Annotated in this window: 14 protein-coding genes; 3 read left to right on the top strand and 11 right to left on the bottom strand. The window is 73.5% G+C overall.

Annotated features, from left to right (window positions below):
• Positions 1 to 102: 102 nt before the first annotated feature.
• From pgm to AQJ30_RS02970, 4 genes are all read right to left on the bottom strand, one after another.
• Positions 103 to 1,743 (bottom strand): phosphoglucomutase (alpha-D-glucose-1,6-bisphosphate-dependent), encoded by a 1,641-nt coding sequence (pgm, locus tag AQJ30_RS02985; RefSeq protein WP_067228240.1) that lies wholly within the window; start codon positions 1,741 to 1,743, stop codon positions 103 to 105.
• A 99-nt stretch (positions 1,744 to 1,842) separates the two neighbouring features.
• Positions 1,843 to 2,115 carry a DUF6510 family protein gene (locus AQJ30_RS02980; RefSeq protein ID WP_067228238.1) on the bottom strand — a complete coding sequence of 91 codons (273 nt, stop codon included), beginning with the start codon at positions 2,113 to 2,115 and terminating at the stop codon, positions 1,843 to 1,845.
• 158 nt (positions 2,116 to 2,273) lie between these two features.
• On the bottom strand, positions 2,274 to 2,987 hold the full coding sequence (locus tag AQJ30_RS02975) for a ferredoxin reductase (protein WP_067228236.1): 714 nt from the start codon (positions 2,985 to 2,987) through the stop codon (positions 2,274 to 2,276).
• Positions 2,987 to 3,586 carry a molybdopterin-dependent oxidoreductase gene (locus AQJ30_RS02970; protein WP_067228235.1) on the bottom strand — a complete coding sequence of 200 codons (600 nt, stop codon included), beginning with the start codon at positions 3,584 to 3,586 and terminating at the stop codon, positions 2,987 to 2,989. Before AQJ30_RS02970 ends, AQJ30_RS02975 begins: the two co-directional genes overlap by 1 nt.
• Before the next feature lie 158 nt (positions 3,587 to 3,744).
• Here AQJ30_RS02970 and AQJ30_RS02965 point away from each other — a divergent pair, with 158 nt between their 5' ends.
• Together AQJ30_RS02965 and AQJ30_RS02960 are read left to right on the top strand one after the other, a co-directional pair.
• On the top strand, positions 3,745 to 4,881 hold the full coding sequence (locus tag AQJ30_RS02965) for an aromatic acid exporter family protein (RefSeq protein WP_107119464.1): 1,137 nt from the start codon (positions 3,745 to 3,747) through the stop codon (positions 4,879 to 4,881).
• A gap of 103 nt (positions 4,882 to 4,984) precedes the next feature.
• Positions 4,985 to 5,458 (top strand): hypothetical protein, encoded by a 474-nt coding sequence (locus AQJ30_RS02960; protein ID WP_067228233.1) that lies wholly within the window; start codon positions 4,985 to 4,987, stop codon positions 5,456 to 5,458.
• Between the two features lie 57 nt (positions 5,459 to 5,515).
• Here the strand turns inward: AQJ30_RS02960 and AQJ30_RS02955 are convergent, their stop codons facing one another.
• From AQJ30_RS02955 to AQJ30_RS02930, 6 genes are read right to left on the bottom strand one after another with little or no spacing between them, the layout of a single operon-like run.
• The gene (locus tag AQJ30_RS02955) at positions 5,516 to 7,135 is read right to left on the bottom strand and encodes a fused response regulator/phosphatase (protein ID WP_067228231.1); all 1,620 of its coding nucleotides are present in this window, start codon (positions 7,133 to 7,135) and stop codon (positions 5,516 to 5,518) included.
• Between the two features lie 15 nt (positions 7,136 to 7,150).
• Positions 7,151 to 9,250: a hybrid sensor histidine kinase/response regulator gene (locus AQJ30_RS36450; protein ID WP_079083743.1), complete on the bottom strand. Its 2,100-nt coding sequence runs from the start codon at positions 9,248 to 9,250 to the stop codon at positions 7,151 to 7,153.
• The gene (locus tag AQJ30_RS02945) at positions 9,247 to 10,284 is read right to left on the bottom strand and encodes an ATP-binding SpoIIE family protein phosphatase (RefSeq protein ID WP_067228931.1); all 1,038 of its coding nucleotides are present in this window, start codon (positions 10,282 to 10,284) and stop codon (positions 9,247 to 9,249) included. The genes AQJ30_RS36450 and AQJ30_RS02945 overlap by 4 nt, the downstream gene beginning before the upstream one ends.
• On the bottom strand, positions 10,281 to 10,700 hold the full coding sequence (locus AQJ30_RS02940) for an ATP-binding protein (RefSeq protein ID WP_067228230.1): 420 nt from the start codon (positions 10,698 to 10,700) through the stop codon (positions 10,281 to 10,283). Before AQJ30_RS02940 ends, AQJ30_RS02945 begins: the two co-directional genes overlap by 4 nt.
• Positions 10,697 to 11,065: an STAS domain-containing protein gene (locus AQJ30_RS02935; RefSeq protein WP_067228228.1), complete on the bottom strand. Its 369-nt coding sequence runs from the start codon at positions 11,063 to 11,065 to the stop codon at positions 10,697 to 10,699. Before AQJ30_RS02935 ends, AQJ30_RS02940 begins: the two co-directional genes overlap by 4 nt.
• Positions 11,062 to 11,910, bottom strand: a complete 849-nt coding sequence (locus tag AQJ30_RS02930; RefSeq protein WP_067228227.1) for an STAS domain-containing protein — start codon at positions 11,908 to 11,910, stop codon at positions 11,062 to 11,064. Before AQJ30_RS02930 ends, AQJ30_RS02935 begins: the two co-directional genes overlap by 4 nt.
• Before the next feature lie 336 nt (positions 11,911 to 12,246).
• Here AQJ30_RS02930 and AQJ30_RS40015 point away from each other — a divergent pair, with 336 nt between their 5' ends.
• Positions 12,247 to 14,049, top strand: coding sequence for a sensor histidine kinase (locus AQJ30_RS40015; RefSeq protein WP_159052287.1), 1,803 nt, complete (start codon positions 12,247 to 12,249; stop codon positions 14,047 to 14,049).
• Positions 14,050 to 14,313: 264 nt separating this feature from the next.
• Here AQJ30_RS40015 and AQJ30_RS02920 read toward each other — a convergent pair whose 3' ends face one another.
• Positions 14,314 to 14,970 carry a TetR/AcrR family transcriptional regulator gene (locus AQJ30_RS02920; RefSeq protein WP_067228224.1) on the bottom strand — a complete coding sequence of 219 codons (657 nt, stop codon included), beginning with the start codon at positions 14,968 to 14,970 and terminating at the stop codon, positions 14,314 to 14,316.

Genomic DNA, 14,970 nt, shown 5'->3' with positions numbered 1-14,970 from the left:
TCTGCCGGTTGCGGCCGGGCAGTCGCACCGGCCTGGACACCGGTCCGGGTACCCGGCGGCCGGGCCGTGACACCGCGCGGAGGGGGCGGACGGGAGCGCCGGTCAGCCGCTGAGCGCCGCCAGGACCACGCCCTTGGCCTCCTCCTGCACCCGGGCCAGGTGGTCGGGGCCGAGGAAGGACTCGGCGTAGACCTTGTACACGTCCTCGGTGCCGGAGGGGCGGGCCGCGAACCAGGCGTTGGCGGTCGTGACCTTGATGCCGCCGATGGAGGCGCCGTTGCCCGGGGCCTCCGTGAGCACCGCGGTGACCTCGTCGCCGGCCAGTGAGGTGGCCGTGACCTGCGCCGGCGAGAGCTTGGCGAGCAGGGCCTTCTCCTCGCGGGTGGCCGGGGCGTCGATGCGGGCGTAGGCCGGCTCCCCGAAGCGGGAGGTGAGCTCGGCGTAGTGCTCGGAGGGGGTACGCCCGGTGACCGCGGTGATCTCCGAGGCGAGCAGGGCGAGCAGGATGCCGTCCTTGTCGGTGGTCCACACCGAGCCGTCGCGGCGCAGGAAGGAGGCGCCGGCGGACTCCTCGCCGCCGAAGCCGATCGTGCCGGAGACGAGCCCGTCCACGAACCACTTGAACCCGACGGGCACCTCGACGAGGGGCCGGCCCAGGTCGGCGGCCACCCGGTCGATCATCGCGGAGGAGACGAGCGTCTTGCCGACGCCGGTGCCGGCCGGCCACTGGTCGCGGTGGTGGTACAGGTACCGGATGGCGACGGCGAGGTAGTGGTTGGGGTTCATCAGCCCCGCGTCCGGGGTGACGATGCCGTGCCGGTCGGCGTCGGCGTCGTTGCCGGTGGAGATCTGGAAGCGGTCGCGCTGCTCGATCAGCGAGGCCATCGCGTACGGCGACGAGCAGTCCATGCGGATCTTGCCGTCCCAGTCCAGCGTCATGAACCGCCAGGTGGGGTCGGTGTACGGGTTCACCACGGTGAGGTCCAGGCCATGCTGCTCGGCGATGCGGCCCCAGTAGGCGACCGACGCCCCGCCCAGCGGGTCGGCGCCGATGCGCACGCCCGCGGCGCGCACCGCGTCCAGGTCGAGCACGGCGGGCAGGTCGGCGACGTAGGTGCCGAGGAAGTCGTAGCGCGCGGTGGTGGGGGCGGCGAGGGCCCGCGCGTAGGGCAGGCGTCGGACGTCCTTCAGGCCGCCCTCGATGATCTGGTTGGCGCGGTCCTGGATCCAGGAGGTGGCGTCCGAAGCGGCGGGGCCGCCGCTGGGCGGGTTGTACTTGAAGCCGCCGTCGGCGGGCGGGTTGTGCGACGGCGTGACGACGACGCCGTCGGCGAGGCCCGAGGTGCGCCCGCGGTTGTGGGTCAGGATGGCGTGCGAGACGGCCGGGGTGGGGGTGTAGCCGTCGGCGTCGTCGATGAGGACGGTCACGCCGTTGGCGGCGAACACCTCCAGCGCGGTGACCCGGGCCGGCTCCGACAGGGCGTGGGTGTCCGCGCCGAGGAAGAGGGGGCCGTCGGTGCCCTGCTGCGCCCGGTACTCGCAGATGGCCTGGCTGGTGGCGGCGATGTGGTCCTCGTTGAACGCGCCCGCCAGGGACGAGCCCCGGTGTCCCGACGTGCCGAAGGCGACCCGCTGGCCGGGGTCGGCGGGGTCGGGGTGCAGCGCGTAGTACGCGGTGACCAGCCGGGAGACGTCGACGAGGTCCCCGGGGCCGGCCGGGCTGCCCGCTCGCTCGTGCTGCATGGGTGCGTCCTCCGCTTCGGTGGTGCCGTGGTGAGCCTGCTCTGCCCCTCATCTTCCCCGGCGGGGCCCCGGCGTGCGAGGGTGCGCGCGTGGCGGTGATCACGCCGTCGGGAAGCGGAAGGCCCCGGCGGCCGAGCCCATCGTCAGCCAGGCGTAGCCGTCCTCGCGGACCAGCCGCAGGGCGATGTACGCGCACCCCGGGCAGCGGGCGGTCAGACCCGGTTCGGGACCGTAGACGTGCAGTTCGGCGAGCGGTCCGGAGCGGGCGCACTCCGGGCAGCGCCACCAGGCCGCGGTGGGCTCGACGGCGAGGATCTCCGACAGCGGCCCGGCGAGGCTGTTGCCGTCGAGGTGGGCGGCGGTGTCGGCCATGGGTCCTCCCGGGGTCGGTCGTGGACGGGGCGGTCGCGAGGGGCGGGCGTCTCGGTCGTGGGCGGGCCAGTCGGTCGTGGGCGGGCGGGTCGGTCGTGGGCGGGCGGGTCGGTCGTGGGCGGGCGGGTCGGTCGGCGACGGGTCGCGGGCGGGCGGGGTCAGCCGAAGCGTTCGGTGCGGACGGTGGCCGGGTCCACGCCGAGGCCGGTCAGCAGGTCGGCGGCCGACTCGACGAACCCGGTGGGGCCGCAGACGTAGGCGGTGCCGTCCGGCCCGAGGGCGGCGGCCGCGGCCGCGAGGTCCCGCGCGGTGATCCGCTCGGGTCCGCGGCGGTCGCCGGGCGGCGCCACGCGCGTGTACAGCAGGGCGAGGTCGAAGTCCGCGTGCCGGTCCGCCCACTGCTCCCGGTACCAGAGGTCGTCGGGGCCCCGGACCGAGTAGAGCAGCCGGAGCGGGCCGCGCAGCGCCGCCGCCCGGTGGGCGCGGACCATCGACACCAGCGGGACGACGCCCGCTCCCCCGGCGACCAGCAGCACCGGGGCGAGCGTGCCCGGCCGGAGCACGAACCAGTTGCCGAGCGGTCCGCGCACCTCGACGAGGGCGTCCACCGGCAGGACGTCCGCGAGGTACGGCGAGACCTCCCCGCCGGGCACCGACTGCACGCCGAGCTCGACGCGCTCGCCGTCGGCCGGCGCGGCCAGCGAGTAGCTGCGCACGGCCCGGTACCCGTCGGCGGCGGTGAGCCGGACGTCGACGTGCTGGCCGGGCAGGTGGCCGGGCCAGCCGGGCACGGAGAACACCAGGGTGCGGGCGGTGGGGGTCTGCGGGCTGCGCGCCAGCAGCCGGGCCGGGCGCCACGGTACCGGGCGCATCAGTCCCCCCAGGTGCGCTGCTCGCGCCAGGGGTCGCCGTAGTCGTGGTAGCCGGCGCCCTCCCAGAAGCCGGGCTCGTCCTCGTGCGTGAGCCGCAGCCCGCGCACCCACTTGGCGGACTTCCAGAAGTACAGGTGCGGCACGAGCAGCCGGGCGGGGCCGCCGTGCTCCGGCGACAGCGGGTAACCGTCGTAGCTGTGGACGAGCCAGGCGCGGCCGTCGCGGAGGTCCTGCAACGGCAGGTTGGTGGTGTAGCCGCCGTGGCCGGCGACCACGGCGAAGTCGGCGCTCGTGTCGACCTCCGCCAGGAACACGTCGAGCGGGACGCCCCGCCAGTGGGTGTCGAACTTCGTCCAGCGGGTCACGCAGTGGATGTCGTGGACGGTGTCCTCCTGCGGCAGCGCCATCATCTGCTCCCACGACCAGCGGTGGGTGGCGCCGCGCTCGGTGGTGACCGTGAACTCCCACGTCGCGGTCGGCACCTTCGGCGTCGGGCCCGCCGACAGCACGGGGAACTGTTCGGTCGGGTACTGGCCGGGCGGCAGCCGGTCCGCCGGGCGGCGGCCGCGGCCCTGGAAACCGGGCGAGAAGGAGGTCACGACGTCATCTCCGGCTCTTCTGGACCCCCGGGGACCGGGTCCCCGGGGCCGGTGGGGCTCGGCCACCAGTGTCGAGCGGCGCGGCAGGACGCACCAGTCGGGACCGAACCCACAGGCATCCGTCGGCCGTCCCGTGGCACTTGGTCGGGATGGGTTGGATGAACGAAGCGCGGAAGGCGGCGCACGGGACGGCACGGCGGGTGGAGGCGGGCCTCGGGCCCCTGCGGCGGGCCTGGGCCGGGCCCGGGCGCGAGCGGGACCTGGTGGTGCAGTCCCTCAAGGCGGCGCTGGCCGCGTGGGTGGCGTGGGCGGTCGCGGGATGGTGGCTCCAGGCGCCGGTGGCGTTCGTCGCGCCGTGGGTGGCGGTCGTCCTGGTCGAGTCGACGGTGTACCGCTCGATCGCGCACGGGCTCCAGCAGCTCGGCGCGATCGCCGTGGGCACGGTCATGGCCACCCTGGTCGGCCTGGTGCTGCCGGCGACGGTCGCACTGGCGCTCGTCCTGCCCGTCGCCGTGCTGCTGGGCAGCTGGCGGCGCCTCGGCAGCCAGGGCATCTACGCGGCGACCGGCGCGCTGTTCGTGCTGACCGGCGGCCCGGTCGGGCTGACCACCTCGGCGGCCCGGATCGGGGAGGCGGCCTTCGGGGCGCTGGTGGGGATCGCGGTGAACGCGCTGGTGCGGCCCCCGCTGTACCTGCGCGACGCGCGCGCCTCGCTGCGGGACGCGACCCAGGAGGCGCACGACATCCTGGCCGCGGTCGCCGACGGCATGGAGCGCGGCGGGTGGAGCGCCGACGACGCCCACGAGTGGCACGACCGGGCGCTGCGGCTCGGATCCCTGGTCGAGCAGGCGCGCGCCGCGATCGGCCACGGCCGGGAGAGCGCCCGGGTCAATCCGCGGCGCCGCACGGTCGCCGCGCAGGGCAGCGGCCACGACGACGCGCTGGTGGTGCTGGACTACGCCGCCGTGCACACCGCCGGGGTCACCCGGACCGTCCTGGAGGCGACCGAGCGCGACCACCGCGAGGAGTGGCCCCGGCGTGCGGTCGCCGGATACTACGCCGCGTTCCTGCGCCGCACCGCCGAAGCGCTGCGGCTGTACAGCGCCACCCGCTTCGGGCAGGGCGACCGCGAGCGGCTGGAACAGGTCGTGGAGGAGCTGCGCCGGATGCTGGAGGAACTGCGGGTGCGGCTGCCCGGGGTGCTGACCGACGACCCCGAGGACGTCGCGTCCTACGGCTCCCTGCTGGCCCAGGCACGCCGCCTGGCGGACCAGCTGGTGCCGCTGGGGGGCTGACCGGCGGCCCGGCGTTGGTCCGTGCGAGTGGTGCGCGCCCGGTGGCGGTCGTAGCGTCGAGAGGGGAGCCACGCGGGGGCGGATCGCGGAACCGGGAGTCGACATGGCTGGACACAGGACGAGGACGACCCTGGCGGCCTGCGCCGCACTGTCACTGGCGGCTCTCGCGGGCGCCGCCACCGCCCCTCCGGGCAACGCCGCGGCCGGCGAGCGGACGGTGGCCGTGGCGCGCAAGGCGCCGCTGCCCGTCCTCGTCGACTGCTTCGACAAGGCCCGGGTGCGTCCGGCGGACTTCGTCCTGGCCTGCGGCGACGGCAACAGCCGCCTGGTCTCCCTCCACTGGTCGCAGTGGAACGCGCGCAAGGCCGTGGGCCGGGGCGTGAACGTCGTCAACGACTGCAAGCCGTACTGCGCGGCCGGCACCTTCCGCTCGTACCCGGTGAGGGTACGCCTGGACCGCCCCGCCTCCTGGACGAAGCACCCCGGGGTGCCGCACTACACGCGGCTCACCCTCGTCTATCCCGACGGGCGGCCCGCCGGGTACCGGCCGGTGGTGACGTACCAGCTCTGGAACTGACCACGCGGCGGTCAGCGGGGGGACGGTGCGGGCTGGTGGTGATGTGGCCGGGCCGCGTCACCCCTGCTGGGGCGCGTTGACGCGGACCGCCATCAGCGCCACGTCGTCGCTGCCGTCCGGGAGCAGCCGGTCGAGGAGCGCGCCGCACACCTCCTCCGGGTCGGCGCCCGTCTCCTCCACCAGGGCCGCGAGGGTCCGCAGGGAGTGTTCCAGGTCCTCGTGGCGGCGTTCGACGAGTCCGTCCGTGACGAGGATGAGGAGTGATCCCGGCTCGACGGTGATCCGGTGGGCGGGCGGGTGGGACAGGCCGAGCCCGAGCAGGGGGCCGTGCTCACGGCTGTAGCGGGCGGCGCCGTCGGGAGTGCGGATCAGGGGCGGCAGGTGCCCTGCGTTGGCGATGTGCAGGGTGGACGAGTCGGCCTCGACCAGGATGACGCAGAGGGTGACGGTGGCGCCCGGCTCCACCGACATCAGCAGGTGGTCGAGCTGGGCCAGGATGGTCTGCGGCGGATGCCCCTCGGCGGCGTAGGCGCGCAGGGCGTGCCGCACCTGGCCCATGACCATGGCCGCGTCGAGGGAGTGTCCGGCGACGTCACCGACGGCCACGACGAGCCCGGCGGGCGTCATGAGGGCCTCGTAGAAGTCGCCCCCGATCTCGGTGCGTTCGCTGGCGGGCAGGTAGCGCACCGCCAGGTCGGCGCGCGCCGTCCGCGGCAACCTCTCGGGCAGGAAGCTGCGCTGGAGCGTGAGGGCCAGGGCGTGTTCCTCGCTGTAGCTGCGCAGCGCCTCCAGGGCCAGGGTGCCCGCCTGGGTGAGCTGGGTCAGCAACTGCTCGTCCTCGGGGGTGGTGATCGCGTCCCCGGGAGTGACGACGACGACCGGCTGCCGGTCCGCCTTGGCGCGGCCGATGACGACGCGCCGTCGTGCCGGGTCCCTGAGTCCGGGCGGTGCGCAGCGCAGGTCGGGTCCCGCTGCCGGCCGGCCGTCGCGGGCGTCGTCGGGTCCGCTGGTGGCCGCGCGGCCGTGGACCGGGTGGACCTGCGGTCCGCCGGAGGGCGCCGGGCCGGTCCCGTCCCGCCAGCTGTGGGCGACGAGCTGACCGCCCTGCGGCGTGGTGAGGAAGACGGCGACGTCGCTGCGGAAGATCGCGCCGGCCGCCTCCGCGGCCACCTTGACGAGTGTCTGCGCGTCCGGGGCGCTGTACAGGGCGAGGGTGAAGCGGTGCAGCAGGTGCAGGCGGTCGGCGAGCAGTTCGGCGCGGCGGCGGGCCCGGGCGTAGCGCAGGGTCGCGGTGACGGTGGCGAGGAGTTCCGCGGGGGCGACGGGCTCGACGAGGTAGACGTCCGCCCCGCGGTGGAGCCCGTGGGCGCGGTCGTCCACGGTGATGGCGGAGGCGGAGATGTTGATGACGGGGACGGCGGCGGTGGCCGGCGTGTTCTTGATGTGCTCGCACACCTCGACCCCGCTCATGTCGGGCAGGCGTACGTCGATGATGGCGAGCTCGGGCAGCGGTCCCGGGCCGGCGAGGAGTTCGAGCGCACGGGTGCCGTCCTCGGCCTCGGTGACCTGGTGCCCGGCGCGCCGCAGGATCGTGGCGAGGACGTAGCGGTTGGTGGGGGTGTCGTCCACCACCAGGATGTGCGCCGGACTGCGGTCCGTGTCGGTCGGTCGGTTCATCGGGGTTCCTCGGCCCTAGGTGTCGTCGGGGTGGGGCGCGTGCGGGCGCGCGGCGCCCGGTGGCGTCGGGAGGCCGGCGAGGACGGCGGTGACGTCCTCCGGTGTGAGGCGGGACTTGTTCAGCACGGCCCGCACCCCCGGCAGACGGGAGCCGTCCACCTGGTCCGCCTCCAGCGCCGTCAGCACGGCGACGGGAATGTGCCGGGTGCGCGGGTTCGCGGCCAGGGACCGGTGCACCCGGTAGCCGTCGGCGACGGGCATGGTGAGGTCGAGCAGGACGAGGTCGGGCTGCTGGCTCTCGACGGTGGCGACGGCCCGGGAGCTGTCCGACAGGACGGTGACGGAGGCGGCGAGACCACGGAGCAGCGGCGCGACGACGGCGAGGAAGGCCTCGTCGTCGTCCACGACGACGACGTGCGCGACGACCGGCGGTTTCCCGGCCGCGGGGCTGTCGGCTCCGTCGGTGCGGCGAGACGGGGCGGGTGAGCCGGCCGCGACGGGCGGGTCCGGTGCCGGCGACGGGCTCTGCGGGCCGGCCGGGTCCGGTACGGGCGACGGGCTCTGCGGGCCGACCGGGTCCGGTACGGGCGACGGGCTAGGCGGGCCGGCCAGGTTCGGTCCCGGCAGGGGGCTCTGCGGGCCGGGCGGGTTCGCCTCGCTCGGCCCGGTCGGCCCGCCCGGTGCGCTGGGCGGGGCGGGGCGGTGTGCCGGGTCGTCCGGGGCGGTCGTGGCGTCCTGCGGTACCGGCCAGGGCAGGCGGGCGGGGAGGCGGAAGGTCACGGTCGTGCCGTGCCCGGCCTCGCTGTCGAGCGTCAGGGTGCCGCCCAGCAGTTCGGCGAGCCGGCGGGCGTAGGGCAACCCCAGTCCGGTTCCCGCCCGGCCGCGCTGGTGCGGGCCCTGCACCTGGTAGAACTCCTCGAAGACGCGCTCCAGTTCCGCCGCCGGGATACCGACGCCGGTGTCGCGGACGCGGAAGACGAACCGTGCGCCGTCGCCGCTGCCCTCCTCGGAGACGTCCAGGGCGACCGAGCCGGCGGGGGTGAACTTCAGCGCGTTGGACAGGACGTTGCGCAGGATCCTGGTCAGCATGACCTCGTCGGTGACGAGCGGCCCCTGCTGGACGTGGTCCGGGATGGAGAGCGCCACCCCGGGCCGGGCGGTGCCCCGCAGTGTGCCGCGCAGCTGGTGCAGCAGCGGGCGGAGGTCGACGTCCACGGGGTGTGGCTCCAGGCGGCCGGATTCCGCCTTGGCGACGTCGAGCAGTTCGTCGACGAGGGCCAGCAGGGTGCTGCCCGAGGCCTGGACGAGCGCCACCTGCTGTTGCTGCTCGTCGCTCAGGGGCTCCGCCGACGGGTCCAGCAGGAGCCGGGCCAGAGCGATGATGGAGTTGACCGGCGAGCGCAGCTCGTGGCTGACGTTCGCCCAGAAGCGGGTCTTGTACTCATTGGCGAGTTCGAGCTGGCGGGACTTGTCCTCCAGCTCGGCGTAGAGCGCGACCACTCCGGTGTTGGTCTCCTCCAGTTCGCCCGCCAGCTCCGCGTAGAGCGCCATCACACCGGCGTTGGTCTCCTCCAGTTCCGCGTTCAGCCGCTGGAGTTCGTCCTGCTGGTGCTGCGACTCCTCCAGGGCGGCCAGCAACTGGCCGTTCTGGGTGCGCAGCGCCTCGATCAGGTCGGCCGCCGTGTCACCGTCCGCGAGCCTGGCGCGCACGTCGGCGGCCAGGCCGCCCAGGGACTCCGGCGGGACGGGCGTGCGCTGCGCGAGCAGCAGTTCCTGGGCGCCGTCCTGCGACGACGATCCCAGTCCGGAGCCGTCGAGGAGGCGGCCGGCGGCGGCCAGCAGGGTCGCGGGGGGCCGGCGGTCACCGGGCCAGCGCAGACGGACCGTCATCATGACCGCGTCGGTCTCCTCCAGGCGCAGGTGCGCGCTGAGCCCGGGCGTGCCCAGCAGGTGCTCGCCGGCCTCGCTGACGACGGTGGTCAGCCGCACCAGGGGGCTGCCGGTCAGCCCCGCGGCGCGGCACGCCACCTGTGTGCACCGGCGCAGCCTGATCACGTCGCCGCCCTCGCGCAGCGCGATCGTGAGCAGGTCGTGGCCGGGAGGACCCGGTGTCATGACGGCCGGTGCAGGGCCACGAGGATCCCGGCGTCGTCCCTGCGCACCGCGTTCTGGTTCAACAGCTGCCCGGCGACCAGCGAGGGGTCCCGTGCGAAGAGCCCGGGGAAGTCGAGCGGCTTCCACCGGTCGCTGAGTCCGTCGGAGTGCATGACGAGTGCGGTACCCGGCGGGAACGCCGTCGCCTGGGTGCGGGGACGGGGCAGCTGCGCGCCGACGATCCCGGGCATCGACAGCAGTCCGTTGCGGCGGTCGTCGTGGACGAGCAGCGCGGTGATGTTGCCGACGCCGGTGAAGTGCACGCGCTGGTCGGTCATGTCGACCAGCGCGATCGCGACCGCTGCCCCGCGGCTGCCCTTCAGTCCCTGGTGCACGTCGCGCAGCACGGCATCGGGGCCGATGTGCCGGCTCTCACGGAAGGCGGCCCTGGCCTGGTCGCCGACCCGGGCCGCCAGGGGCCCGTGTCCGAGGCCGTCGCACATCATCAGCAGCAGCGCCCCCGCGGAGGGCCCGTCCAGGGAGCGGACGGCCCAGGTGTCGCCGCACAGTTGCTCGCCCGTGATCGGGCGGGTGAGACCGCCCGTCGCGACGGTCTCCGGCTCCGCCGTCCGGCCGTCCGACCAGAAGCGGGCGCAGACCACGGTGCCGCGGCCGGGCAGGGAGTGGATGCCGGAGGCGTCGGCGAGCCTCCCGATGGCGCCCATGCCGATGCCGAGGCTGCCGTAGCCGGAGGTGCCGTCGCGCAGCGCCCGTCCCACGTCGTCGATGCCCGGGCCGTTGTCCAGGGACAGGCACTCGACGCCGGCGCGCCCGCGGGAGCGCACCACGCGCAGGGCGAGGGAGCCGTCGTTCGCGTGCTTGAGGAGGTTGGTGGCCATCTCGGTCACGCACAGCTCGACCTGCGCGGCGCGCTCCTCGGACAGTCCGACGGCGCGGGCCAGGTGGCCGGCCTGCCGACGGGCCGCGGCCGCCAGGGCGATGTCCGCCCGCAGCCAGTGGACGTCGCCGGCCTCGGCGACGATGCCTGTGGTCACCGACCCCACTTCACAATGCGCACGGTGGTGCCCCCTTCGCCGGTCGCGATGTCGAACTCGTCGACGAGCCGCTTGGCGCCGCTGAGTCCGAGCCCCAGGCCGCTGCCGGACGTCCAGCCGTCCTGCATGGCCGTCTCTATGTCGGGGATGCCGGGCCCCTGGTCGCGGAACTCGACGTAGACGCCGGAGCGGCCGCTGTCGGCGACCAGGGCCGCGCGCACCACGCCTCCCCCGCCGTAGATCAGCATGTTGCGGCCGAGTTCGCTGGCCGCCGTGACCAGCTTGGTCTGGTGGACCAGCGGCAGCCCGCCGCGCTGGGCCAGGGTGCGCACCACCTGGCGGGCGTTGACGACGTCGCTGCTGGTGGTGACCTCGACGGTTTCGGCGGTCGCGACGGCTGTGCCGTAGTCCTTCATGCGCGTCCTGCGGCGAGACGCCGCAGCAGCTTCAGCCCGCGCTCCAGGTTCATGGCGGTGCGCACACCGTTCAGGGACAGGCCCAGCTCGACGAGGGTCATGGCCACCGCGGGCCGCATGCCGACGACGATCGTCTCGGCGCCGAGGATGCGGGATATCGACGCGTTGGTCGCCAGCATCCGCCCGACGAACGAGTCGACGATCTCCAGCGCCGAGATGTCGATGACGACGCCCTTCGCGCCGGTGGCGACGATGCGGTTGGACAGGTCCTCCTGGAGGTCCAGCACCGTCTGGTCCTCCAGGTCGAACTGGATGGAGACCAGGAGGATCTCGCCGATCTTCAGGACGGGGACGCGGTCGGTCACAGCAGGCCCTTCACGTCGTCCTCGGCATCGCGGGCGATCTCCGTCAGCGCCTGGCGCAGCGCGTCGGCCAGCGACGAGTTCGTCGGTATGTCACCGAACTCGATGCCCAGCGCCACGATGGTCTGGGCGATCTGCGGCCGGATGCCCGAGATGATGCACTGGGCGCCCATCATGCGGGCGGCGACGACGGTCTTCAGCAGGTGCTGCGCGACCTGGGTGTCCACGGTCGGCACGCCGGTGATGTCGATGATGGCGTGCGTGGAGTCGCTGTCGACCAGCGTCTGCAGCAGCTTCTCCATGACGACCTGGGTGCGCGCCGAGTCGAGGGTGCCCACCAGGGGGACCCCGACCACGCCGTCCCACAGCTTGACGACCGGGGTGGACAGCTCGAGGAGCTGCTCGGCCTGCGAGGAGATGATCTCCTCGCGGGTGCGGATGTAGGCCTCGGTGGTGAGCAGGGCGAGGTCGTCCAGCAGCCGGGCGAACTGGAGGTAGGTGCGTGCGCCCTGCTCGTCGGTGGCGAGGGCGGGCTCCAGCACCTCCTTGAGGGCGAAGACGCTGCGGGCGGTCTCGGTGGGCGTGAAGCCCTGCCGGGCGCGGCTGCGCGAGAGCTCGATCAGCAGGCTGCGCGCCTCGTCGAACTGCTCGGCACGCCCGTCGAGGCCCCCCTCGGTGACCGCCGCGAGGATGCTGTCGTACAGCTCGCCCAGTTCGCGTCCGAGTTCGGCGGTGCTCAGCCTGCCCTGCAGGTCGCCGCCGACGACCCTGATCCACTGGTCCAGGAACGTGTCCCGGTTCGCGGCCAGGGTCTCGACAAGGAGGTGCGTGCTGCTCTCAGCGGCCACGTGGTCCCCGCAAACACTTGATTGAATATGCCGCGCAAACCATACGACAGTCGTTCTACCAGGTCCGCGCTACCCTCACCGGCGCTTCACGGAGCGGAACGCGGGGAGGTGCAGGCGCCTCGATCGTGCCGAGGGACGTGGTGACGGCACTGCCGCACCCAGCAGGGTCAGCTGCTGCGATCGGGATCGTCGGTTTCCCGGCGACGACGGTGTGCCCTCCATGCCGCACGAGCCCCGAACGCTGCAGCGGCCAGCTGCAGAACCGCCGTTCCCAGACCAATGATCTGTCCCACGCTGTACATCTCGCTCCTCCGGATCGGCGCACGCGTCCACGGCGTGCAGGAGAAGCGTCACCACCAGAACATTGATGCGCCAGAGACAAGATCCACTTGTCGGTTCTTGCCGCCTCCCGGCAACAAAGGCGGCACCATACCGACCGGAGAGGAGCTGTTGCGGGGGATGCAAGAACCACGGCGCGGGCGCCCGTTGAGCGCCCTTGACCCGAAACTGAGTCCGGAGATGACGGTCTGGGCTGAACGGCTGCGCGAGTTCTACAAGAGTCTGGGGCTGACCCTGCTGGCCCTGGAGAAGCTGCTCGGCATCGACGCCACCACCCTCTCCCGCTACCTCAACGGGCAGCGGCTGCCCGAGATCACCTTCCTGAAAGCTCTCGACGAGGCGATCGGCAAGCGGACGGGAGCGCGCCTCAAGCCTGAGGTGATGGCGGCCGTGCGCGCCGAGTACCTCGCCGCTTGCCTGGTGCACGAGCCGCAGCGCCACGAGGTGTACGTGCTGCGTGACGAACTGGATGAGGCCCGGTCCCGGCTGGTGGCTGCCGAGCAGACCGTCGTCGAACTGCAGGAGCAGATCGCGGGAGAGCAACGTCGCCGTCAGGAACTGACGTCCGGTCTGCGCGAGTTGGAAGTGGTGGCGGCCAGCGGCCTTCGCGATGCGGAGGTGCTTCGACGCGAACGGGACACGGCTCTGGTCGAGCGCAACCTGCTGGACGAACTCCTGCAGGAACACTTGATGGAACTGAGGCTGGCCAGCCGAGACCGCGTCATCAGCCTGCAGCTGGAGAAGGAGGTGACCCGGGCCCTGACCGTGGCCGAGCAGGCTCTCGAAGACGTGCTCGCGGAGGAGGACGAAGCGGTCGGGCAACAGTCGTCCGCGGAGACCGAGTCCGGTCGGGCGAAGACGCGGTGGTGGAAGCGGACGCCGTCCGCCGATCTCGCCAGGCTCCGCGAGCAGACAGCGCTGGCAGCCCAGGTGCACATCCCTGAGCTCGTGAAACGACTGGGCGGATGGGACGTGCAGGATCCCGTCGATCTGTCCATCCCCTCGGTGGGCAGCTACTCCAGTCCGGAGACCGCGCAGTTGGCCTCCGTGATCGACTCCTTGCTGCGTGAGTCCGTCCGGTTGGCCGGTGAGCAGGCCCTGCTGCGGGGCAACGTCAACGCGATGTTCAGCAACCTCTCGCGCCGCTCCCAGGGCCTCATCCAGCGCCAGCTCTCGCTCATCTCCGAGCTGGAGTCGCGCGAGGCCGACCCGGACCAGCTGATCTCGCTGTTCAAGCTCGACCACCTCGCGACCCGCATGCGCCGTAACGGTGAGAACCTCCTCGTCCTCGCGGGTGAGGAGCCCGGCCGCCGGTGGAGGCGCCCGGTCCCGCTGGTCGACGTGTTCCGCGCCGCCGCGTCCGAGGTGGAGCAGTACGAGCGCATCGAGCTGGTCGCCGTGCCGGCCGTCGAGATCACCGGCCGCGCCGTCAACGACCTCGTCCACCTGCTCGCGGAACTGTTGGAGAACGCGACGTCGTTCTCCCCGCCGCAGACCAGGGTCGAGGTCAAGGGTGTCTCGCTGCCCGACGGCCGCGCCTTGATCGAGATCCACGACACCGGCATCGGCCTGTCCCCCGAGGGCCTTCTCGAGATCAACGAACGGCTTGCCTCGCCACCCACCGTGGACGTCTCCGTCTCCAGCCGCATGGGCCTCTTCGTGGTCGGCCGACTGTCCCAGCGGCACGGCATCCGCATCCAGCTGCGCCCGTCCGACTCCGCCGGCACGACCGCGCTGGTCATGCTGCCCATGCACGTCGTGGGCCCACAGACCATCACCGATGACCCGCCCGGGACTTGACGTGGCGCTCCGGAGGCCCCGCGCACTCGTCAGCCTCGACCTCTTCACCAGCGCCACCCGGGGCCGGACCGGGGCCGCGCAGGTCCCCTAGGCCGTGTCCGCAAAGTCCTGCCTGCCCTGCGACGCCCGGCACGCACTCTCGCCGCACCGCGCGAACACCCGAGTACGGCCAGTACGCGGGCGTCCGCCCGGCACGCCGAGAGCACGCACCGGACGCCGCAGGGCCCGCCCTCCGGGCGGACGACGGGACTTCGCGGACACGACCTAGGGGGTGTCTCCCTGGTCCTCGCCGCTCGGACCGCGCTCGGTCACGCGGCGTCGCCGCCCCCCGGTCAAGGGCAGGAGCCCCAGCGCGGTGTTCGCGACGGTCCGCAGCGCCTCCGGGGCCAGGCCGGCCTTGCCCACCGCCTCGGCGCCGCGGACCACCGTCAGCAGCAGTGCCGCCAGCGCCTCCGGATCCGCGTCGCGGTCGATGTCGCCGTGGCGCTGGGCGGCGCTGATCTCCGTGCGGAGCAGGGCCAGCAGCGCCCGCATGGCCTCGGCCGACCGTCCGGCGACCGCCGGGTCCTGGTGGGCCAATTCCGCCGCGCCCTTGGCCAGCAGGCACCCGCGGCGTTCGGTGTCGGATGCGGAGTTCTCCGCCATGAGGTGCACGTATCCCGACAGCCGGTCCAGGGCCTCCGCGTCCGGACCACCCGTCAGGTGCTCCCGGGCCACCTCGACGACCGCGGTGCACCAGTCGTCGAACACCCGGTGGAAGAGCCCGGCCTTGTCGCCGAACGCGCCGTACAGGCTGCCCTTGCCCAGGCCGGTCGCCCGGGAGATGTCGTCCATCCGGGTCCCCGCGTAGCCGGTCGCCCAGAACTGCTCCCTGGCCCGCTCCAGGACGTGGTGTTCGTCGAACGCGCGTGGTCTCGCCAT

This window comes from Streptomyces longwoodensis, from assembly GCF_001514125.1.
Classification (GTDB): Bacteria; Actinomycetota; Actinomycetes; order Streptomycetales; family Streptomycetaceae; genus Streptomyces; species Streptomyces longwoodensis.
This window is presented reverse-complemented; position numbering and strand designations above follow the sequence as displayed.